The sequence below is a fragment of the Streptomyces avidinii genome (genome assembly GCF_014650695.1).
In the GTDB taxonomy this organism is placed as follows: domain Bacteria; phylum Actinomycetota; class Actinomycetes; order Streptomycetales; family Streptomycetaceae; genus Streptomyces; species Streptomyces avidinii.
Genome location: NZ_BMVL01000002.1, coordinates 1 through 21,650 on the forward strand (window position 1 = coordinate 1; position 21,650 = coordinate 21,650).

A 21,650-nucleotide genomic window follows, 5' to 3' on the forward strand; every position below is an offset into this window, starting at 1 on the left:
CATCGAGGACGAAGCCCGCGGCGGAACCAATGCTGAAATCATCGACCGCGCCCCGACCCAGGAACCCGCCCAGTTCAACAGACCACTCCACATACCACTACAGCACTCCCAACCCACCATCACGGCAGCGGCCCAGACCGTGGACGACCAGCAGTTCAGCCCACAGCCGGCACACCGTGAGATCAACACCGATGGGATGGGCCAGTTGCTTCCGCCCATCCTGTTGCTCGATCACGCCGGCGAGTACGAGACTCGTCGCTCCTGCATCGAGGTAGTTACCAGCGATGCTCCGCAGGTTTCGCAGGTTTCGCAGCAGCATGTCGAAGGTGAAACGGTCATCCGGAGGAGAGGGCCAGAACTGCCTCAGCCAGTCAAGGTCGAGCACGGCATGAGGGACCCCGCCATCGGCGAGGAGGTCGCCCCCCGCCTCGGCAACGGTGGTTTCCCCCACGCCTACGATGCCATTGATCAGGAGAGCCCGAGCTCCCCGGGGGCTGCCTGAGGGCATCTCGGCATCCTACGTCGAGACGCGAACCTCCGATGTGCGCTCAAGTCCGCAGCCACCCACGTCCAAAGCGTGCGCATCGCTACGCCAAGGCAGCCGCCCGTCCGAGCACCACAACCGGGCAGCCGGAGCTGACGGAATGGCCGGGGCACTGCCATCGGCCGGCGAGGACGCGGAGCTCGCAGCCGGCCGCCTCTCGAGGTGGCCCCGTCGGTGGCCCGGGGCACGCGGTGGTGTCAGCGGACAGGCGGGAGGTGGGTCACAGGGATCCGACGACCTTGCGGGGGGTGATACGCACGACGACGCGTTCGTTGTCCTCGGCCGACGCCGGATTGAAATCGGCGTATGCCTTGCCCGTGTACTTGCGCGACAACGCGTCGATCAACTCCTGCCCGCCCTCCGTCGTCAACCGCGCCGTCCCGCGGATCTCCGCATACGTATACGGAGCATCACTCGGATTCACCAACACGGTGACACGAGGATCACGCCGCAGATTCCGCTCCTTACGACGCCCCACCGTCGTCGACACCAACAGGTCATCACCATCTCGCGCCAACCACGTCACAGACACCTGCGGACTGCCATCAGGCTGGATCGTCGCAACCGAGGCGAAAACCGGAGTGTCGTCAATGACTTTCCTCAGCTCCTCGGAGAGCACAACCGACACGGTCGAATCCTTTCCCGGCTGGGTACCGCCATCATCGGGTGAGCGGCGACAACACCATGCGTAAACCACCCGCACCTGACAAACCGGAAACCGCGCCCGCCCTACGCCGCTCCGAACGCGAAATCATCCGAACAGCCCACGCCACCCACCGGGGGCAGGGACGGACCTCGGCCTGCGAGTCCGGCCCATCCGGAAGGAGGACACACAACCCCTGAGCCGGATGAGCACTCCCCGCTCCAGCAGGCGCCTGCAGGACTACCCGGTCGACCGGCCGCCCTCTCGGCCGGCTTCCGTTCGCAGTTTGCGAGCCCGCTCGGCCGGGTCGCAATTCGGACCGACGCCCTCGATCAGCACCACATCACCCTCCACGTGGTCCGTACGCAAACGCAGAATGGCCCGGTAGGCGGGAGAGTCGTACCAGGCACGGGCCTCGGCCAGACCGGGAAACTCGATCAGCACCATGCTGCCGGGCCACTCGCCCTCCACGACTTCGACCGGCGGACCGTGGATCACGAACCGACCGGCGAAAGGGTCCAGGGTCGCCTGGATGCGCTCCAGGTACTCGAGAATGTCGGAGTGATTCCGGCGGCTGCGGAGATGCGCGAAACCGTAAGCGGACACCACAGGTCTCCCTTCGTTCTGTGCCTGTGAGCGACGACCAGAACGTAGCCGCGGACGGCTCGGCAGCACGATTACCTCCGGTGTAATCGCCGAGGGCACACACCAAGCCGCCGCCGGGCCGGGCGGGCTCCAGACCGGCGGGCCGGCGTTGTGTGTCATGGAGGTAGATCGGCGGCGCCGGAAACTCGTATGACAAGGCGGCGAGCCTTTGCCACGATCGCCGAGTTGTCCCGCACGCCCAGCCCCGTTCTTGGAGGAACACCACGGCCATCAATTACGACCTCGCTCCACGCCGGTTGCCGTGGTCTGCCGTCGATCCCGACCTCATTGCCTTCTCGTGGGACGATGCGCAGAGCTCTGAAATCGCCGCAGTGATCGCCTCGATGGTGCCCCCCGCCGGTGCCGGGTGGGAAGAACAACATCGCTTCACCACCGAGGTCACCGCACTCCTCGCAGCCCGATACGGCCGGTGGGTCTGCGGATGGCATTGGGCGGTTGGCGAGGGCGGCGGCGGTGGCGTCGTCACCAGCTGGTGCTGCACCTCCCATTCGATCGGTGAACCCGCAGAGACGGCTGCCAGGGTGATCGCGTCGCTGCTGGAGTGGCGCGACTGGCTGGAGGAGCTGGCCGAGAAGTTCGCCCGGTTGGCGCCGCCCGCCGGAGCGGACGCCGAGGGCCGCAGCTGGCACCTGGAACGGGCGGCTACCCGACTCGTGACGGTGGTAGTGGACCGCACGGGTGCCGAATGCGGTTGGTACGGGCTCTGCCACACGGTGCTGACGTGGTTCCTCTCTTCCACGGGCATGGGGCCGGAACGTGCGAAGGACGCGGTCGAGACCGCAATCGGAGGACGGTTCAAGAGCTGGACGGAGCCACCGCGGCGCCTGGTCGACGCCGTGGGAGAGGATCTTGCCGTGGGGCTGACCGGAGAGCTGCCGTACCGTGACCGCTGACGCTCTGGCTGCCTGGTGCCACGTCAGGAGCCAGGTGGACTGGGCTTCCGCGGCCGGTGAGACGCCGGCTCCGGTCGAGGCGGCCATGGACGGCCTCGTTGCCTGGTGCGATGCGGGAGGCCGGGCCTCGGATCCGGCACGAGCCGACCGGTTGCTCGCGGCGGTGGCCCAGTCGCGCGCCGACGCCTCCCACAAGCGGCCCCTCACCTGCGCGCTTCTCACTGAATGGCAGCAGCTTGTCCTCGGTCTGCCCGGGGTTGAGTTCCGACAGGGCGATGCCTTCGCCAAGGGTGGCAGGGAACGCTACGCACTTACGCCACACACCCGGCGGGACTTCGAGCGGTGCCTGCGCGACAGTGCCGACCTGCGGGTCCCCTTGGCCTCCCGCGCGGCCAGGGCCTACCTGGACGTGGCCTTCTTCCACCCCTTCGACGACGGCAACGCCCGCCTGGCCATGCTCACCCTCGCCCATGTACTGGAGCTGGAGGGAGTCCGGCTGGATCGGACCGGCCCCTTGCAGACCACGCGATACGCGGACGACGCTGCCGGCGCAGCAGACCTGGCAGTCCTTGTCTCCGTCCTCATCCGGTCGACCCATCAGCGGGCGGCCAGAGCCCGGCCCTGAGGCCGCCTCGCACCCGGCTCTCCTGATCAGTCCGGCCGTCTCTCCTTCGCGGGGAGAGGTCAGTGGGCGCGGGTGCGCGGGGCGTTGTACTGCTCGTCCGTGATGTGCTCCAGCCAGGTGGTCTCGGGCCGCTCGGCGTCGGGTGCGGTGCCGTCCCGCAGAGCGAGGTGCTGCATGAACCGGCTGCCCGGACCTTCTCCTGCCGGGTTGAACTCGCGGTGGCCGCTGCTGCGGTGGCCGGCGTTCAGCTGTCCAGGCGGCGCTTGCTGAGCCAGGCGACCATCTCGGGCTCGCGGTGGTCGAAGAACAGCGTCGTGTCGGTGTCCAGGTCTGCGATCCGTGCCATCTGGCCCTCGGTGAGTTCGAAGTCGAAGACGTCGAAGTTCTGCGCCATCCGGTCGGGGCTGACCGACTTCGGGATCGTGACGATGCTCCGCTGGATCAGCCAGCGGAGCACGACCTGGGCCGCGGACTTGTCGTACGCCTTACCGATCTCGCTCAGGACGGGGTGCGTGAACAAGTCGTTCCTGCCTTCGGCGAAGCCGCCCCAGGACTGGTGCTGGACCCCGTGCTCCCGCATCAGGTCCTGGTCGGTGGCGCGCTGGAAGAAGGGGTGGGTCTCGATCTGATTGACCGCCGGGGCGATCTCGTTGTTGAGGATGAGGTCCAGGAGCCGGTCGGGGTAGAAGTTGGCGACCCCGATCGCCTTGGCCAGGCCTTCTCGGCCTGCGGCCTCCATCGCGCGCCACTGGCCGTACACGTCGCCGTAGGGCTGGTGCATCAGGTACAGATCGACGTGGCCCAGGCCCAGCTTGGTCAGGGACGTCTCCAGGGCGCGGCGGGTGTTCTCCTCGGCGGGTGCGTCCTGGATCCACAGCTTGGTGGTGACGAACAGCTCTTCGCGCGGGATCCCGCTGTTCTTGATGGCCCGACCGACGGCCTCCTCGTTGCCGTAGGCGGCCGCGGTGTCGATGAGCCGGTATCCGGCGGCGAGGGCGTCGGCAACGGCCTGCTCGGTCTGCTCCGGCGGGATCTGGTAGACGCCGAAGCCGAGGATCGGCATCCCGATGCCGTTGTTCAAGGTGACGGTCTGCATGGGATCTCCATATTGCTCGGGTGCGTGGCAGGCAGCGGCCGGACGTGCGCCGGCCTGCTGCCGCCCGGTCGGTGGGGTGGTCACTCTCCGGCGGGGAACTCCGTGGACCGTGCCAGGTCGCGCCGGGTCTCGACGTCGTCGATCCGCTTGCGCAGCACGGCGAGGGTGGAGTCCGGCGCCTGCGAGCCGAGCACCATCCGTAGCGGCGCCTGGTCGGTGTCGACGGGTTCGATGATGCGGCTGCCTTTCGTCACCGCTGCGGTGGCTGTGTCAGCTGGAGGGACGCCGGTGGGAGTGGGGTCCGGGCCCGGAGTCCGGGCTGTTCAACGCGGTTCGAGGCGCAGGGTCGAGGCTCGGGCACGGCCGGTCAGGACGTGCTCGACGATGCTCGTGTGGTGCCCGTACTTCTCCCGGTAGGCCGCGTCCACGCCTGGGTACTCGTCGGGGCCGGCGCGGTGGAAGGCGACGTCCTGACGGACGCCGCCGGCTTCGATGCGTCCCCGGTGGCGGGACTGCGTTCCCCGGTACCAGGGGCCGGCCGTGCCCTTGACCGAGCGGACGTACAGCCGGTCGCCGGAGCGGACCACCCACATCGTCACCGGGTCGCGCAGGGTGCCGTTGGGCCGTTCGGATGACAGGTCCAGCTCCTCGGCCGCGGCGAGCGTCTCCAGCTCCGGGGCGTTCCAGTCCGTCATCGCCATTCCTTTCCGCTGTGCGAGGCCGGGAGCCGGAGCTCCGACCAGCCGTGTCGGCGTTCACCACGTCCACCGTTCCCCGCACGCGAGGGGCGCGCCATCGGAGCGGGCCGGACCACCCGGGATCCGGTCGACCGCCGCCCGGGACACGGTGCGACACGACGCGACACGGTCACCGTGCCCCCTCCCGGCCGCCGCAGGCAGGCCGGGCTGTGTCAGGGGGTGATGAGCGGGGGTGTGACAGGGCCTCCTCCAGACGCATACCGCACCGGCGGCGGAGTGACGCAGGCGGGGTGGCATCCGAGCCGCACAGCGCGCCCGCACGTGCGGCTCCTGCTGGAAACGGTGCGCCCGAGCCCCGCCTACGTGGTCAGCCGCAGCATGGACGGCCTGGCGCACAGTCCCGGCGGTCTCGCCCCGTACGCGGGCATCGAGTACTGGCCCGCCGGTCAGCGCAACCTCGGCCGCTACCTCTTCCTCCACCCCGCCGCCCGCCGGGTGCTCGACATGACCGCCACCCGCACCGAGTCCACGCCGTCCCGGCAGGAGCCGTAGGCCCCCCGGAAAGTTCTTCGGCCGACGGGTAAACGCGCAGCCCTGCCACGGGTGTTCAGCGGTGTCGCAGTCGGCAGAGCTTCTGCCGACGTTACGTGGTCGGCAGGGGACGTGGTCGGATATGTGGGAATCAGTGGTGTTTGCGGCACTGGCCGCTACGGTGAGGATCACCCTCCAGGTGGTGGCCTGGCGCCGGGAGTTGGCCCGTGAACGTGAACGGGTCCGGCTGGTGCTCGAAGCGGTACGTCTGGCGGGTCACGGTGTCCAGGTGGAGGACCGCCGGTCGGACGGGGGTGTCCTGATCGTGCGGGGTGATGGCCTGGCCGCGTCGACCGGCCAAGAGGGTGAGGCACGATGAGCGGTGGGACGGGCAGTGCCCGGGCGGGTGCGCATGAGCCCGCCCGGGAGGGTGGCGCGGAGGCATCGGAGGGCGGGCGTCCTCCGGCCGACTTCGACGCGTTCTTCACGGCTCATCGTCCGGCGCTGCTGGCACGGGCGGTGATGCTGTGCGGCAACCGTCAGGACGCGGAGGACGCCGTCCAGGACGCCTTCCTCGCCGCGCTGGAGAACTGGGACCGGATCAGCGGCTACGAGCAGCCGAACGCGTGGGTGAATCTGGTGATGCGGAGAAAACTGTGGCGCATGCTGCGGCTGCGCCTGAGGGCGAAGCGCGCGACGCTGGACGTGTCCCTGCCCCGCCAGGCCCTTCCGGACGAGACGGCGCAGGCCCGACGGGTGCTGACCGCGATGGCCGCACTGCCGCCGCGCCAGCGGATGGTGCTGGTCATGTACAGCCTCTACGCCATGACCCACGAGGAGATCGCCGATGACCTGAACATCGCGCCCTCCACGGCACGAGGGAACCTCCGCAAGGGACGCGACAACCTCCGGCGCATGCTCGGTCTCGACCCGGACACCAATCCTCTGGGTGAGGTGCCGCTGGTGGGAACCGGTGGCCCCGCGCCCGGGGACCGGCTCGCAGCGGCCCTGAGCGCCACCGACTCCTGGCTCTGCTCGGCATTCGAGGAGGACGAACAGGCACAGCGGCAGGCCCGGGCGGGCCTCGCCGGCCGCCAAGGCAATGGCAATGGCAATGGCAACGGCAACGGCACGGGGCGCGCGTGAGAGGGACGGAGCCGACGGCGATCACATCGCGTGCCCTGCTCGGCTGCGCGCTGCTGGCCGGGGTCCATCTGCTCGCCGTCGCCGTCCTGGCCGTCCAACTCCTGCTGGTCATCGCCGTCCTGAGCACGGAGACCTGGCAGATCGCCCTGCTGGGCGCCCTCACCGTGCTCCCCGTGTCCACTCTGGCCTACGGCCTGCTCGCCGGTACGTCCGCGGGCGTGGCCGAAGGTCCCCGGATCGTGCTGACCCCGCAGCAGCAGCCCGAACTGTGGGCTCTGACGGTGAAACTCGCCGACGAGCTGGGCACCGACCCACCCGCGACGATCCGCCTGGCCGACACCGTCAACGCCTACGCCGGCGAGCGCGGCAGGCTTCTGGGCCTGATCGGGGGTCCCCGCACGCTGGACCTGGGTCTGCCGCTGCTCCTCGGCCTCACCGCGGACGAGCTGCGCGGCGTCGTGTGCCACGAACTGGGGCACTACGCGGGCCGGCACACCCGGCTGGCTGCCGTCAGCCACCGCGGCAGCGTCGCCCTGGAACGCACGGTCCGCTACCTGCAGTTCCTGGAATCGGACCGGACCACCGTCAAACCGCCGGTGCGGCTGCTCCTGAAGCTCACCAAGGCGTACAACGGCATCTATCTGCGCCGGACCCTGGCCGTACGGCGCGCTCAGGAGCTCGAGGCGGACGCCGTGGCGGCCCGGATCACCGGGGCGGCCACGTTCGCAGGGGCTCTACGGACCGTGCACGTCCTGGCACCGTTCTGGGACGGGTTCACCGCGGACCGGGCCCGGCCGGAGGGATCGTCGGCGCCTGCGGCCGGGAAGGGCGGCGGGCCTCTGCCCGGAGTGATGCTGCCCGAGGGCGTGTTCCGGGACTTCGCCCACCGACTCGCCGATCCGGTGGGCCTGCCCTTCACCGACGGCAGGGGGGAGGCCCCGGCACGGAACGTCGTCCCCGAGGACGGGCTCGGCAGTCACCCACCTCTGGAGATCCGGCTGGCGGCGCTGTGCCCCGGCGGCGACGCGGACAACGCCCACCGGCCGGGCGCGCGCGCACGTCATTGCGCCGCGAGCCTTCTGCGGGACCTTCCCGAGCTGGCCGGGGCCTTGCAGGACGCGATGCGCCCGGTCGGGGGCACGGCGCCCGACGGGGGCGGCACCACTGTGTCCATGGGACCACCGCCTCGGCGCAACAGGTCCTTCGTCCGGTTCAAGGTCAGAACGACGCTGATCGGGATGTTCCTGATCCTGGTGGCGAGTGCGTTCGTCCACACGGTCATCTCCCCGCCCCGCACCGATTCTCCGCCGTTCTCCCCACCGCCCACCACGCGGAACGTGTGGCCGGAGGCGTCGCCGCCGCCTCCGACACTTCCGACGTCCGTGCTCCCACCTCTCCCGTCGCCCGGCCGGCTCACCCCGCTGCCGCTCCTGCCGGTGAGGTAGTCGGCCGAATCGACGGGCCGCGGTGGGCAGGAGCCGGGGTGCCCACCAGCAGGCCGTGCTCCGTCGGGCGGCAGAAGCGGCGGTGCGGGCGGGCTGCCCCGCAGGAGCCCCGGAGCCCCGGAGCCCCCGCAGGAGGCTCCGGACGCAGGCGGCGTGTCAGCGCTTGTCGGGTGGCACGGCGCCGATCATCTCCGCCAGTACGGTCCGCCGGTCCTCGCCCCGGCGGGCGCGGAGCGGACGGGCCAGGCGGGCACTGTCGTAGTGCCAGCGGTGATCGAGGTCCCGGGGAACCGCTTCGGTCGTACGGAAGTCCGCGCGGGTGCCGAGCAGTTCCGTGAGGTCCTGCGCCAGGTCACGCCAGGACACATGGCCGCTGCACGCGTTGGCGACTCCGTGCACGGGCCGGTCCAGGCACTCGGCTACCGCGCGGGCCAGGGCGGCCGCGTGCACCCAGGCGGCGCCGTACCAGGCGTGTCCGTCGGTACCGGGGCTCGGCAGGTCGATCGGTCGGCCCTGGCGGGCGGACTGGTAGAGCGTGCCGATGGCGCCCCAGCGCAGCTGTTCGCGCAGCCGGTCGTGCGCGCCCCAGACGAGCGGTGACCGCACGGCGCTCGCTCCCCCGCGTCCCTCGGTCCCCGCCGCGCGCAGCACCATGGCTTCGCAGTCGAGCTTGGCCCTTCCGTACGGGCTCACGGGCTCGTGGGGTGCGGACTCCTCGGCGACCCGGTCCGTCCCGGGGTGACCGTAGGCGTCGACGCTGCTGACGAAGACGAACGGTCCGCGCCGCCAGGCACCGACCATCGCCTCCATCGCTGCCAGGTCCACGTCGTGCCGGGTGAAGGTGCAGGCGGCGTGGACGACCGCGTCCGCCTGCGCGACGGCGTCCCGCAGCCCGGCCGGGTCGGAGAGGTCGCCCTCGATGACGTCGACGCCTTCGGTGGCGATCAGATGGGCGGACTCGGGCCGGGCCAGCGCCAGCACGGGGCGGCCCCGGGCGGCGAGTTCACGCACGACGAACGCTCCCACGCCGCCGGTCGCGCCGGTGACCAGTACCGTGCCCGGGCGGATGTCCCGGGAGCGGGGGGCCGGCCTGCTCGCGGCCTTCGCCGCGCTCTGCCGTGCCGCCCGTTCTTCGAGGAGCGCGGTCAGCGCCCGGGGCGTACGGGCCTGGAGCACGTCGAGGCCCGTGAGGGGCAGTCCGAGGTCGGTACGCAGCCGTTCGGCGAGCTGCACGGCTTTCAGGGAGTGGCCGCCGAGGGCGAAGAAGTCGTCGTCCGGCGACGGGAGGACACCGAGCGCGGCGGCGAAGGCCTCCTCGACCGCTTCGGCCCGGGGGCCGGACGGGACGTTCGGCGTGGGCGGCCCGGGCAGCCGGGCCCGGTCGAGAGGCCCGGCGGCCGTGCGCGGCAGCGCGTCGAGCAGTGTGACCGTGGCGGGTACCGTCTCGGACGCGAGCGACCGGCGCAGCAGGCCCAGCAGTTCGTGGCCGGACGGGCCGACGCTGTCGTGCAGCACGGCATAGGCCACGGGCGGCCCTTGCGCGGGCCGGACCACCGTGGCGTCGGCGACACTCGGGTGCGCGCGCAGGGCCTGCGCGGCCGGGTGGCGGTCGCCTTCCGGGTCAGCTCCGTCCCCGGGGCCGGAGCCGTCGTCCGGGCCCGGGAGGGGCAGCTTGCTCAGGGCGAGTTCCGGGTCGGCCGCGACCGCGTGGAGGAGGGCCGCGTAGTCCCGTACGGCTGTCTCCGCCGCGGTGTCGTCCAGCGCGTTCGGGTCGTACTGGACGATCGCCCGGGGCTGCGCGGCGTCTCCCGGGACCAGGCCGTAGGACAGGGTGAACTTCGCGCCGTCGGAGGGGACGTCGACGTACTCGGTCGAGGTGCCCGGCAGCCGCAGTACCGTCGGCTCACCGAGGACGTCGGAGGTGACGCGGACCAGTGCCGTGCCGTCGGCGCCGCGTGCTCCGGCGCCGAGGCGTTCGAGGACCAGGTCGAAGGGGATGTGGCGGTGGTGCTGGGCTTCGAGGAGCGCGTCACTCACGCGTCGCAGCAGTTGGGCGAAGGACGGGTCGCCCGAGACGTCCACCCGTACGGGCAGGGTGTTGACGCACAGGCCGACGAGGCCGCGCATCGCGCTGCCGCTGCGGTGGGTGCCCGCCACGCCGATGACGAGGTCGTCGTCGCCGGTGAGGCGGTGCAGTGCGGCGAAGGCGGCGGTGAGGGACACCGCGAAGAGCGTGGCCTGCCGCTGTGCGCCCAGTGCCCGCAGGGCTTCGGGCACGGCGGGGGCGAGGGGTGCGCTGTGCGCGGCCCCGGGACGCACGGATGCGAGAGGCGCCGCCGGCCGGGGCAGGCGTGGTGGGGCGGCGTCGGCCAGCAGGTCGCTCCAGCGGTTCAGTTCCGCCTCGAAACCGGGCAGGTCGTCGTGTTCGCGGCGCGCGTGGTCGGCGTACTGCGGCGCTGCGGCGAGTGTGGGCCCGCTCGTTCCGTCGGTGGCCGCCGTGTAGAGGACGGCGAGTTCCGTGGCCACCGTCTCCAGTGAGGCGCCGTCGACGGCGATGTGGTGGAACGTCAGCAGCAGCGTGTGGTCCTGCGGGCCGTGGCGCAGGACGAGCGCCCGTACGGCGTCGCCGGCCGCGAGGTCGAACGGCCGGGCCGTCTCGCGACGCAGCAGCTCCGGAGCTTCCGTCGCACCGGTTTCGACGACGTGGACGGGGACCGTCCGCGGCGTCGGGAGCACTTCCTGGCAGGGCTCGCCCTCGTGCTCCGTGTAGCGGGTGCGGAGGATGGCGTGCCGGGCCACCAGCCGGGTGAGGGCGGTGGCGAACGCGGCCACATCGAACGGACCGCGCACACGGGTGGCGAACGGTACGTGGTAGGAGTCGCCGGCGCCGCCGAGCCGCTCCATCAGCCACATGCGGCGCTGGGCGCGGGAGAGGGGGACGCGCCCTGTCTGCGGGACGTTGGTATCGGACTCGGCAGGGGTACCGGGCTCGGCGGTGGTGCCGGAGCAGGCGGTGTCCCGCGGTGCGTGGCCGTCCTGACCGGCGCGGGCACCGGCGGTGGGCCCGGCCGTTGCACGGCGGCCGGTTCCGGCGCGGGCGCGGCGCAGCAGCTCCTGCTGGAGCTGCTGCCGGCGGTCGCCGGCCACGGAGTCGGCGTCAGTGGACATCGCTGTGCTCCGGGGTCTCGGGGTGGAGGTCTGCGTGGGCGGCCAGGAGGGCGCGTTCGACCAGCGCGGCCTGCGCGGCGACGGTCGGGGCGGCGAAGAATTCGGCGAGGGACAGTTCCACGCCGAGTTCCTCGCGCAGGTCGTCGGTGACGGCGAGGGCCAGCAGGGAATGGCCGCCGAGGAGGAGGAACTCGTCCTCGGCGCAGGTGACTTCCACACCCAGGGACTGACTCCACACCTCGGCGACGGCCTGTTCCAGCGGTGTCATCCGCCCTGTCGGCCCGTGGGCTGGCCGGCCCTCGGCAGCGTGCGCACGTGCGCTGGGTACGCGTCCGGAGAGCGCGCGCCGGTCGACCTTGCCGGCCGGGGTGAGGGGAAGCCGCTCCAGCACGGTGACCGTGTCGGGAACCAGGTGGGCCGGCAGGACTGCGGTGAGCCGCTCCCGCAGCGCCGCGCCGTGAGGTACGGGGCCGGGCGCGGCCACGACGAAGGCGACCAGGCTCGCCTCCAGGGTGCCGGCGCCGTCGACCGTGACGGCGGCGTCTGCCACGTCCGGCTGCTCGCGGAGGGTGTGTTCGACCTCGGCGGGTTCGATGCGGAAGCCGCGGACCTTCACCTGGTCGTCGTTGCGGCCGTGGAACTGGAGGATGCCGTCGGGCCGGAGGGAGACGATGTCGCCCGTGCGGTAGAGCCGCAGGCCGGCCGAAGGATGTTCGACGAACCGTTCGGCAGTGAGGGCGGGCAGGCCCGTGTACCCGTGGGCGAGCCTGCTGCCGCCGATCCACAGTTCGCCCCGGTCTCCGTCGGCCACCGGGTGGCCGTCGGCGTCCAGGACGTGCACCGTGGCCCCGGAGATGGGCCTGCCGATCGGTATCGGTCCCTCGCAGTCCTGCTCGGTGACCCGGTGGGCGGTGGCGAAGGTGGTCGTCTCGGTGGGCCCGTAGCCGTTGACGAGCTCCAGCCAGGGGAAGGCGGTGAGCACCTCACGGGCCTGTGCGGCAGCCATCGCCTCGCCGCCCACGACGACCGAGCGGAGCTGGGCGAAGACGCGCGAGCGGCGTGCGGCGAGCTGGTGGAAGAGGGCCGTGGTGAAGAAGGCCACCGTCACGCCGTGCCGTTCGACGTGCCGGGCCAGGTCCTCCAGGGAGGGCCGCTGCTCGGTGCAGACGACGACCGCGGCGCCGTTGGCGAGCGCGCCCCAGACTTCGAACGTCGAGGCGTCGAAGGTCATGGGCGAGTGGAACAGGACGCGGTCGCGGCCGGTGAGGGTGACGTAGTCGGGTGCGGTGACCAACTCGGCAATGGCCCGGTGCGGTACGAGGACGCCCTTGGGGCGGCCGGTGGAACCGGAGGTGAACATGATGAATGCCGGGCTGTCCGGGTCCGACTCGTCGAGCGGCTGACCGCTCGTGAGCGGCTCCTCGGGCAGGGCGAGGACGGGTCCGGGCAGTGTGGCCGCATCAAGCAGCTTCGCGTCGCCGACGGTGAGCGTCACCTCCGCGTCGGCGATCATCGCCTCGGTGCGCGGGCGGGGCTGGGCGGGATCGAGCGGCACGCACACGGCTCCGGCCAGCCACAGCCCGAGCTGCGCCACGACCGTGCGGGAGGATCGCGCCGTCAGGAGCGCGACCCGGTCGCCGCGAGCCACCTCGTGTGCGCGCAGGTGTGCCGCGAGGGCGTGGCCGGCCTGGAGGAGACGGCGGTACGTGAGGGTCGTGTCGCCGTCCACGACGGCGAGGCCGTCGGGGGTGAGTTCGGCGTGCCGCGCGACGAGTGCCGGCAGGGCGGTCGTGGGGACGGCGGACTGCGGGGTGGCGAACTGCGGGGTGGTGAGTGTCATGTCAGGCTCCTTCCGGGCGCGGGGTCCGGCGCTGATCGAGGAGGGCGGCGAAGGCGCGCAGGTCGGTGCTGCGCAGCAGTTCGGGGGCGCGCAGGCGTACTCCGGCCTCGCGTTCGACGGTCGCCAGCAGCCGTGCGGCGACGACGGAGGTGCCGCCGGCGTCGGTGAAGTTGTCGCCGAGGCCGATGCCGGGGCGGCCGAGGAGCTCGCGCACGGTCGTCAGTACGAGCCGCTCGGAGGCGGTGGCGGTGGCGGTGGCGTCGGCGAGGTCGTCCGTGGTGGTGGCCCTGGGCGGCACCGGGACCTGGGCCTGGGCTGCCAGGGCGGGCCGGTCCACCTTGCCGTTGGCATCGAGCGGAAAGCCGTCGACGATCCGTACCGCGCTGGGTACGGCCTGCTCGGGGAGCCAGGACCGGACCGCGGCGAGCAGGTCCCCGGTCACGGGCTCGGCGCCGTCGGCGGGCCGAACGTGTGCGACGAGGCGGCCGTGGCCCGCGCTGTCGCGCAGCACGGTGACGACGGCGGTGCGCACCCGGGGGTCCTGCTCGAAGGCGGCCTCCACCTCGACCGGTTCGATCCGCACCCCGCTGATCTTCACCTGGTCGTCGAGACGGCCGAGGAAGTCCAGGCTGCCGTCGGCCCTCATCCGTACCCGGTCGCCGGTGCGGTAGAGGCGGCCGATCGCGGGCAGCGCCAGTTCTCGGGGAGGCGGGGTGAACCGGCGTGCGGTGAGTTCGGGGTCGAGGTAGCCGAGCGCCAGGCAGTGCCCGCCGACGCGCAGCTCACCCTCCTGCCCGCGGGCGACCGGGCGTCCTTCCCCGTCCGTGACGACGAGGGTGACGCCCGGCAGCGCGGTGCCGATGGGGGGCGGGGCCTGGTCGCCGGCCTCCGGGTCGGTGCCGCGCATCGTGTGGGTGGTGGTGACGACGGTGGCTTCGGCGGGGCCGTAGGCGTTGTGGACGGTGGCGGTGACGTCGGTGCCGGGGCGGCGGCGCATGCGGTCGCCGCCGACGACGAGGTGGCGCAGCTTCAGGTCCTGCGGCCAGGGCCGGTCCAGGAGGGGTTCGACGGTCGGGGTGGCCGCCACCGCGTGGGTGAGGGCGGTGTCACGCCACCAGTCGGTGAGCAGGTGCGAGTCCCAGCGGGTGTCGTCCGGGGCCGGGACGAGGGCGGCACCCGAGGTCAGGGCGGACCACAGTTCCAGCAGATGGGGGTCGAAGGCAACGCCGATCAGCAGGGACTGGCGGTCGCCCGGGGCGAGGCCGGTCTCGGCCCGGTACCAGTCGAGGGCGACGGACAGCGATGACTCGGCGACGGCCACTGCCTTGGGGCGGCCGGTGGAGCCGGAGGTGAGGACGGCGTACAGGGCGCCTTCGGGCGCACGCCGGGTGCCGCGGACGGAGCCGGCGAAGGCCGCCACCGCGGCGGCGGGGGCGTTGACCCCGTCGGTGGGCAGCAGCAGCGGGAAGTGCGCTCCGCTGCGGTGTTCCCCGGGCAGCAGGCCGGGGTCGCCTATGAGGCAGGCGACGTCGAGGTCCTCGGCGACGGCCTGGATGCGGCGTTCGCCGGGGCGGGGGCCGAGCGGCAGGTAGACGGCACCGAGGCGGGCGAGCGCGACGGCGGTCACCACCAGGGCGGTGGAACGGTCGAGGCAGACACCGACCAGGTCACCGGGGCGGACCCGGTCTGCCAGGTCGGCGGCGACGAGCGCGGCCGCCGCGTCGAGGTCCTGGTAGGTCCAGATCTGTGTGCCGTCGATGACTGCGGGAGCCTGCGGGGTACGCCGGGCCCAGTCCTCGAAGCGGGCGACCACACTGGTCGGTTCGGCGGCGGGGCCCTGGGCGATGCTCAGCGCGGAGCCGGTCGCGAGGTGGGCCGTGCGGGGCGTGGTGGGGATGACGGGCGCGGTCGGGGACTGGGTCATCACGACTCCGTGGAAAGGGTGGTGGTGGCGAGGGCTTCGGCCTGGTCGGCGAGCACGGGGTTACGGAAGAGCACCCTCAGCGGCGGGCGCGTGCCCAGCCGGGGCTCCAGCCAGGCGGCCAGCTCGGCGGCCAGCAGGGAATGGCCCCCGCTGTGGAAGAAGTGGGAGCGGGCGTCGAACCTGCCGTGGCCGAGGACCTTGCGCCAGCCTTCCGTGAGCAGAGCCGTCATCGGATCGTCGGACGCGGCGGACCCGGCGGTGGCCGCGGGCCCGGGCCCGTGGCCGGTTCCGGGCTCGGAGCCGGTCGCGGCATCGGACGTCGCGGCGTCGTCGGGGTCGAGCGCCGCGGCCCGGCGGGACAGGGCCGTACGGTCGGGCTTGCCTCCGGCAAGGGTCGGCATGGTGTCCAGCCGTGCCCACCGGGCGGGCACGAGGGGGCCGGGCAGGCGGCGGCTCAGCTCGGCGTGCAGTGCCTTGTCGTCGAAGGCCGCGCCGTCGGCCCCGTCTTCGAGGAATCCGACGAGCCTGGGCCCGCCGGGGTTCTCCCGGTCCAGTACGACGGCGCAGGACCGGCCGCCCAGCGCTGCGGACGCCGCTGCCTCGATCTCCTCCAGCTCGATGCGGTGACCGCGCAGTTTGATCTGGTTGTCGCGCCGCCCGAGGAAGTACAGCAGACCGTCCACACCGCGGTAGCCGAGGTCGCCGGTGAGGTAGACGCGCTGCCCGTCGAGTGCGTCGAGGGTGACGAACCGGGCGGCCGTCGCCTCCTCGTTGCCCGCGTAGCCCTGGGCGAGACCGGGCCCGGCGACGGCGAGTTCACCGACTGCGCCGGACGGCAGCGGGCGCCGGTGGGCGTCCAGTACGTGGATCCGCTCGCCCGGGAGCTCGGTGCCCAGGGGGATTTCGGCGCCCTCGGCGAGGGCGTCGCGGGAGACCTCGTGGACGGTCGAGCTGATGGCTGCCTCGGTGACGCCGTACACGTTGAGGACGGTGGCGTCGGTGTCGGTGAGGACGCCGCGCAGTGCCTCCACGGGGAGGCGCTCACCGCCGAGGACCAGCAGCCTGGGCGCCCAGCTCTCGTCACGCAGCGCGGGGCGCAGGTCCTCGCGGGTGGCGAGGAAGTAGCTGGTGGGCAGGTTGGCCACGGTGACCCGGGCGGACGCCAGCAGTTCGGCGAGCTCGGCACCCGTGGGTACCTCGTGCTCGGGCAGGACCAGGCACGCACCGGCGTGCAGGGCCGGCAGCACCTCTTCGAGCGCCACGTCGAAGGAGGGCTGGGCGAACATCAGGACCCGGTCCGAGGTGGTGAGGCCGAACCGGTCGGCGGTCGCCGTCAGATGGTGCACGAGCGCCGCGTGGCCGACGGCGACCGGCTTCGGCGTCCCGGTGGAGCCGGAGGTGTGGATGACGTACGCGGTGCCGGGGAGTTCGGCGGTCCCGCGCGCGGGAGGCAGTACCGGGGCGTCGATCCGGGCGGTCGGCAGTGCTTCCGGCAGGGCCGGGGTGCCGTCACCGGTGAGGACCAGCGCCGGGGCGAGCCGCTCCAGCAGCAGGCCGAGCCGGGCCGGCGGATCGGACGGGGACAGCGGGCAGTAGACGGCACCGGTCCGCAGGCATGCGAGCAGGGCGACGAGCGAGTCGGTCCCCCTGGGCAGGACCACGGCCACCGGCCGGCCGGGCGTCACGCCGGCGGTGCGCAGTCGCTCGGCGAGCGAGCCGACGCGGTCGTCGAGTTCGCCGTAGGTGAGACGGCGGGCGCCGCACAGCAGGGCCGGCTGCGACGGGTGGTGAGCGGCCACGGGATCCAGCGGATCGCGGTCGGCCGGGACCGGCACGGGCTCGGCGGCCGGCTCGACGACGGTCGGTACCAGGTCGGCCAGCGGCGTCTCGGGGCTGTCGAGATAGGCGCGCAGCAGGTCCAGGAAGCGGCCGGAGAGCAGCCGGGCGACGTCTTCGCCGAGCAGGTCCATGTCGTAGTCCCAGACCAGCGTCATGCCGGGCGAGCCGTGGCGCGGGGTGACGCCGCGCCGGTCGTCCGGGAGCAGGACCACGTCGAGGTCGAAGCGGGTGGTGCCGGTGTTGAAGCCCTCGAAGAGGGTGATGTCGAGGCCGGGCACGTCGATCTCGGGCAGCGGTGCGTCGTGGGCGCTGAACATGACGGAGAAGAGCGGGTTGTCGGCGCCGGAGGTGTGCATGCCGAGCGTTCGGGTCAGCTCCTGGACCGGCACGTCCTGGTGCGGCAGGGCCCGGATGAGGGTGTCGGTGACCTCGTCCATGGTGTCCTGGGCGGGGGCGGCGCCGTCCGGGGCGAGCGGCAGCGGGATGGTGTTGACGAACATGCCCACGGCGTCCTCGTAGCCGACGGGCCGGTTGCCGACGGCGGTGCCGATGACCATGCGGGAGCGGCCGCTGTGCCGGCGCAGGAGTTCGGCGAAGAGCCCGAGGAGCGTGGAGAAGGGGGTGAGACCGCGTGCACGGGCGTGCCCGCGCAGGCGTTCGGCGAGATCGGCGCCGATCGTCTGGCGCAGCTGTCCGCCGTGGTGGTTGCGGCGGGCGCCGGGGCGGGTCAGGCCCGGTAGCGGCAGGTCGTGCTGCTGGTCGCGCAGTTCGGCCCGCCAGAAGTCGAGCGATTCGGGGGCGTACCCGGCACCGGCCCGGTCCCGGACGTGGTCCGCGTACGACGGGGCGGCCGGGAGTTCCAGGGTCTCCCCGAGGACGTGGGCGCGGTAGACGCGGAAGATGTCGTCGAGCAGGATCGCGAAGGAGTGCCCGTCGTGGATCAGGTGGTGCTCGACGTGGATCAGCCGGTGATGACGCTCGGCCAGTCGCACGAGCGTCCAGCGGATCAGGGGTGCCTGGAAGGTGTCGAGGGGTGTCTCGGCCTCGGTGCGCAGGAGGCGGGCGAAGGCCGCCTCGGGGTTCGCCGCCGTACTGAGGTCGACCGTGCGCAGCCTCGGCGCACATTGTCGGGCGACCCGCTGCGCCGGTACGGACCCGGTGGAGACGACGAGTTCGAGCCGCAGACCGGGGTGGCGGGCCAAGGTGGCGTCGAGCCCCCGGCGCAGGGCCTCGCTGTCGAGGGTGCCCCACAGGTCCAGTGAGGCGGTGAAGTTGTAGGCGCGACTGCCGGGCTGCATCTGCTCGTGCAGCCAGACGATCTCCTGCGAGGAGGAGAGGGGAAGCATGGGCGATCCCTGAGGTTGTCGGGTCGGTCTCCGGTGCCGGTCACGGTCGTGTCCGGTCGTCGGGCGGGCGGCTTCGCGGGTCGCGCGGCGCCGCTTTCTGCGTGGGGGGATGCCATGGGGGGTGTTGGGGTGCGTGCCGGCGTGGGGTGCGCGGCGCGGGGGATGTGCTGCGGTGCCGGGCGGTGCTGTGGTGCCGGGCGGTGCTGCAGCGGCGGGTGGTGCTGTAGTGCCGCCCGGCGCGGGGTCCGCGTGAGCGCCGGTGCGCGGTGGCCGCGGGGCGGTGGGGCCGCGGTGTCACTGCACGGGGTGCTCCGAGGGGCTCAGTGCCCGGGTGAGCGTGTGGGTGAGCGCGTCGAACGCCCGGTGCGCGGTCTCGTCGGCGAGTACCGCCCGGTCCCACACCATCCGCAGGCGGATCTCCGCTCCCTGGGTGACGGAGACGGCGAAGGGTCCGCGGACCGGTCTGCCGTCGATGTGGACCTCCCGTCCCTCGACGCCGGCGAGTACCAGGGGCGGGCGACGGCTGTCGTCGTCCACGGTGAGCAGTCCGTCGAGCCCTCCGGTCCAGCCGGAGCCGGCTGCCCGCGCGGCGGTCACGACCGCGTCGAACGGTACGTCGGCCCGGTCGAGGTCGTCCCACCACGCGTCGGCCGTCACCTCCGTGCCGGGTCCGTGGCCGGTGTCGGCCGGAAAGACGAGGGTGTTGAGGAAGCAGCCGACGACCGGCTCCGCTCCCGCGGGACGGCCGCCCCACGGGTAGCCGAGCGGGACCGCGCGGCCGGGGCCGTACAGCTCGCGGGCCGCGGAGCGGCAGGCGTCGAGCAGTTGGGGGAAGGCCACGCCGCCGTCGTGCGCGGGCAGCCGGGCCTGCGCGGCGCCGCTGGGCCATGCGCCGTCGGGCACGCGTGCCGGGCGGGGTGCCGGGGCGTGGGTGTGCAGCGCGTGCAGCCGGTCCGACCAGTAGGCGGCCGCTTCGGGCGTCTCCGCCCTTTCCTCGGCGGCGAGTTGGCGCAGGACCGCGTCCCGGTAGGCGGTGAGTTCGGCTTCCGTATCCCCCGGTGTTGCGTGGGGTTCGGTGGCCTCCTCGCCGTAGGCGGCGCCGAGTTCGTCGACGATCCGCGCCAACGAACGGCCGTCGCAGACGGCGTGGTCCAGGACGACGGCGAGGATGTCCTCCTCCCGCTCCTCGTCGCGCACGAGGAAGAGCCGCACGGGGGGACCCTGCGCATCCCAGGAGTCCACCGCGCGACGGAGCGCGTCGGCGGGCGACTCCCCCGGTTCGAGGGCCGGCCGGGTGACGCCGACGTCCGGATCGGCGACGCGCAGGACGGGAGTGCCGCGGAGGACGGCGGGTCGCGAGCGCAGGGCGGTGTGCCGTGCAGCGAGCCTGGTTGCCGCTGCCCGCAGGCGTCCGGGGTCGATGGTTCCGTACGGGAACGCGAAGAACATGGGCACCACGTCGGGGCGTCCCGCCGGGTCCAGCGAACGCACCAGCAGGAAGCGGCGCTGTGCCCCGGTGACCGGCAGCAGGACGTCGGGACGGTCACCGGTGAGACGCCGGTAGCGGGCCAGGTACTGACTGGTGATGCTGGGCATGTGGTCCTCCTTGTCGTGGCCGCAGTCGCGCGCAACGGTGTGGCGGCGGCAGGGGTGGTGGTGACCCTCGCCCCTGCGGACATGGCGGTGTGGTCGGTGGTGGCGGGCCGTGCCCGCGCGGGGGCCCGTACCCGGCCGCCGTGCGGTGTTCGGGCGATGGCCGGGCAGTGGCCGGGTGGTGGTCAGGCCCTGGGCGCGGGGGCCGGCCGTTCGTCGCCGGCGGCGGAGGCCGTGTCCCGCGGTTTCCCCTGGACGCGGTCGGCGCCGCCGTCGTCCTGCGCACCGGGCAGGTCCCGCATCCGGCGCAGCGGGGAGAGCACCAGCGGCAGTGGTACGGCGAGGATGCCGACGGCGCACCAGGCGAGTGCGGTACGCGACCCGTAGGACTGGGCGAGGGCACCGCCCAGGAGCGCGCCGAGCGGCAGGGTTCCCCACATGAGGAAGCGCAGCGTGGCGTTCATCCGGCCGAGCAGCCGTGGTGGGCACATCCCTTGGCGGAAGCTGACCTGGGCGACGTTGTAGACGACGGCTCCGAAGGAGACGACCGCTGATCCGGCGGCGAAGAGGACCGCCCCGGGGAGACCGTGCCCGGACAGGGGCCACAGCAGCGCGAACGGGCCGGTCACGAGGACGGACAGGAGCATGACCCGGGCCTGCCCCAGCCCGGCTGCGAGGCGCCCGGCGCACAGCGCGCCCAGCAGCCCTCCGACGGCCGACGCGGACAGCACCAGCCCCAGTCCGCCGGCCTCCAGGCCGACGACACGGACGAGATGCACGGTCTGCGTCGCCATGAGGACGGCCGTACTGAAGTTGGCGAGGCCGGTGGTGAGGGCGATGACGCGGAGCAGCGGATGGCCGAAGACGAAGCGGACACCCTCGCCGATCTCCTTGCGCAGGGATGCCCCGGCGGGAGCGGGAGCGGGTGTTTCCTCGGGCTGCTCGACGCGCAGGAGGAAGAGGGCGGAGAGCACGTAGCCGATGGCGTCGACGATGACCGCGAGGTGCGCTCCGACGAGCTGGACCAGTCCGCCGCCGATGCCGGGGCCGGTCACCTGGGCGGTGGAACGAACGGTCTCCAGGGCGCCGTTGCCGGCCACGAGTTGGTCACGGGGCAGGATCTGCGGCAGGTAGCTCTGATGGGCGACGTCGAAGAACACGGTCGCCACTCCGGTCACGAGCGCGACGACGTAGAGCTGCGCCATGGTCAGGACGTCGGCGAGCGCGGCCACGGGGATGCTCGCCATGGCCACGGCACGCACCAGGTCCGCGCGGATCATCAGGGGCCGCTTGCGCATGCGGTCGGTCAGTGCCCCGGCCGGCAGCCCGACGAGCAGGAAGGCGGCGGTCTCCGCGGCGGTCAGGAGGCCCACCTGGAAGGCGGGAGCGTCGAGTTCGAGGACGGCCACGAGGGGCAGCGCCACCAGTGTCACCTGGGCGCCGAGCTGTCCGGTGGCAGCTCCCGCGAGTAACAGTCGGAAGTCGCGCAAGCGCAGAGGGCCACCGGCGGCGGCGCGGGATGTGTCGGACATGTGAACGACATTCATGGATCCATCGCTCAAGAGTCAAAGCAAACCTGTCACTTTCGGACTTGTTTTGCGGCGGTGTGGACACAGATCGGGAAATCCTTCGCACTACCCGGGGTACAGCCGC

At 72.6% G+C, this 21,650-nt stretch carries 16 protein-coding genes and 1 pseudogene; 6 read left to right on the forward strand and 11 right to left on the reverse strand.

Annotation, left to right across the window (positions count from 1 at the left end; translation table 11 throughout):
• On the forward strand, window positions 1-502 hold a 502-nt coding region (locus IE257_RS37810; protein ID WP_229920105.1), incomplete at its 5' end, for a hypothetical protein.
• Between the two features lie 262 nt (window positions 503-764).
• Here the strand turns inward: IE257_RS37810 and IE257_RS04110 are convergent.
• Both IE257_RS04110 and IE257_RS04115 read right to left on the reverse strand, forming a co-directional pair.
• Window positions 765-1,172 carry a PPOX class F420-dependent oxidoreductase gene (locus IE257_RS04110; protein WP_189964822.1) on the reverse strand — a complete coding sequence of 136 codons (408 nt, stop codon included), beginning with the start codon at window positions 1,170-1,172 and terminating at the stop codon, window positions 765-767.
• A gap of 255 nt (window positions 1,173-1,427) precedes the next feature.
• Window positions 1,428-1,793 (reverse strand): DUF1330 domain-containing protein, encoded by a 366-nt coding sequence (locus tag IE257_RS04115; RefSeq protein ID WP_189966105.1) that lies wholly within the window; start codon window positions 1,791-1,793, stop codon window positions 1,428-1,430.
• A 371-nt stretch (window positions 1,794-2,164) separates the two neighbouring features.
• Here IE257_RS04115 and IE257_RS04120 point away from each other — a divergent pair, with 371 nt between their 5' ends.
• Both IE257_RS04120 and IE257_RS04125 read left to right on the forward strand, forming a co-directional pair.
• Window positions 2,165-2,746, forward strand: coding sequence for a hypothetical protein (locus IE257_RS04120; RefSeq protein WP_189964824.1), 582 nt, complete (start codon window positions 2,165-2,167; stop codon window positions 2,744-2,746).
• Complete coding sequence (locus tag IE257_RS04125) at window positions 2,736-3,371, forward strand: Fic family protein (protein WP_229920106.1); 636 nt, start codon at window positions 2,736-2,738, stop codon at window positions 3,369-3,371. The genes IE257_RS04120 and IE257_RS04125 overlap by 11 nt, the downstream gene beginning before the upstream one ends.
• Before the next feature lie 244 nt (window positions 3,372-3,615).
• Here the strand turns inward: IE257_RS04125 and IE257_RS04135 are convergent, their stop codons facing one another.
• The 3 genes from IE257_RS04135 to IE257_RS04145 form a co-directional block, all read right to left on the reverse strand.
• The gene (locus IE257_RS04135; RefSeq protein WP_189964826.1) at window positions 3,616-4,467 is read right to left on the reverse strand and encodes an aldo/keto reductase; all 852 of its coding nucleotides are present in this window, start codon (window positions 4,465-4,467) and stop codon (window positions 3,616-3,618) included.
• 80 nt (window positions 4,468-4,547) lie between these two features.
• The gene (locus tag IE257_RS04140; RefSeq protein ID WP_189964828.1) at window positions 4,548-4,721 is read right to left on the reverse strand and encodes a hypothetical protein; all 174 of its coding nucleotides are present in this window, start codon (window positions 4,719-4,721) and stop codon (window positions 4,548-4,550) included.
• A 69-nt stretch (window positions 4,722-4,790) separates the two neighbouring features.
• Window positions 4,791-5,162, reverse strand: a complete 372-nt coding sequence (locus IE257_RS04145; RefSeq protein WP_189964830.1) for a DUF2255 family protein — start codon at window positions 5,160-5,162, stop codon at window positions 4,791-4,793.
• A gap of 300 nt (window positions 5,163-5,462) precedes the next feature.
• Here IE257_RS04145 and IE257_RS37815 point away from each other — a divergent pair.
• The 3 genes and pseudogenes from IE257_RS37815 to IE257_RS04160 form a co-directional block, all read left to right on the forward strand.
• Window positions 5,463-5,663, forward strand: a pseudogene (locus IE257_RS37815) (MmyB family transcriptional regulator); the annotation flags it as partial.
• 408 nt (window positions 5,664-6,071) lie between these two features.
• Window positions 6,072-6,842, forward strand: coding sequence for an RNA polymerase sigma factor (locus IE257_RS04155; protein ID WP_189964834.1), 771 nt, complete (start codon window positions 6,072-6,074; stop codon window positions 6,840-6,842).
• Window positions 6,839-8,287 carry a M48 family metallopeptidase gene (locus IE257_RS04160; protein WP_189964835.1) on the forward strand — a complete coding sequence of 483 codons (1,449 nt, stop codon included), beginning with the start codon at window positions 6,839-6,841 and terminating at the stop codon, window positions 8,285-8,287. Before IE257_RS04155 ends, IE257_RS04160 begins: the two co-directional genes overlap by 4 nt.
• A 156-nt stretch (window positions 8,288-8,443) precedes the next feature.
• Here the strand turns inward: IE257_RS04160 and IE257_RS04165 are convergent, their stop codons facing one another.
• From IE257_RS04165 to IE257_RS04190, 6 genes are all read right to left on the reverse strand, one after another.
• Complete coding sequence (locus IE257_RS04165) at window positions 8,444-11,455, reverse strand: condensation domain-containing protein (RefSeq protein WP_189964837.1); 3,012 nt, start codon at window positions 11,453-11,455, stop codon at window positions 8,444-8,446.
• On the reverse strand, window positions 11,445-13,295 hold the full coding sequence (locus IE257_RS04170) for a non-ribosomal peptide synthetase (protein WP_189964839.1): 1,851 nt from the start codon (window positions 13,293-13,295) through the stop codon (window positions 11,445-11,447). Before IE257_RS04170 ends, IE257_RS04165 begins: the two co-directional genes overlap by 11 nt.
• Before the next feature lies 1 nt (window position 13,296).
• Window positions 13,297-15,219, reverse strand: coding sequence for a non-ribosomal peptide synthetase (locus IE257_RS04175; protein WP_189964841.1), 1,923 nt, complete (start codon window positions 15,217-15,219; stop codon window positions 13,297-13,299).
• The gene (locus IE257_RS04180; RefSeq protein WP_189964842.1) at window positions 15,219-18,404 is read right to left on the reverse strand and encodes a non-ribosomal peptide synthetase; all 3,186 of its coding nucleotides are present in this window, start codon (window positions 18,402-18,404) and stop codon (window positions 15,219-15,221) included. Before IE257_RS04180 ends, IE257_RS04175 begins: the two co-directional genes overlap by 1 nt.
• Before the next feature lie 294 nt (window positions 18,405-18,698).
• Window positions 18,699-20,000 (reverse strand): condensation domain-containing protein, encoded by a 1,302-nt coding sequence (locus IE257_RS04185; RefSeq protein ID WP_189964845.1) that lies wholly within the window; start codon window positions 19,998-20,000, stop codon window positions 18,699-18,701.
• Between the two features lie 182 nt (window positions 20,001-20,182).
• Entirely contained in the window at window positions 20,183-21,529 is a 1,347-nt protein-coding gene (locus tag IE257_RS04190; protein ID WP_189964847.1) for an MFS transporter, read from the reverse strand.
• Window positions 21,530-21,650: the final 121 nt, after the last annotated feature.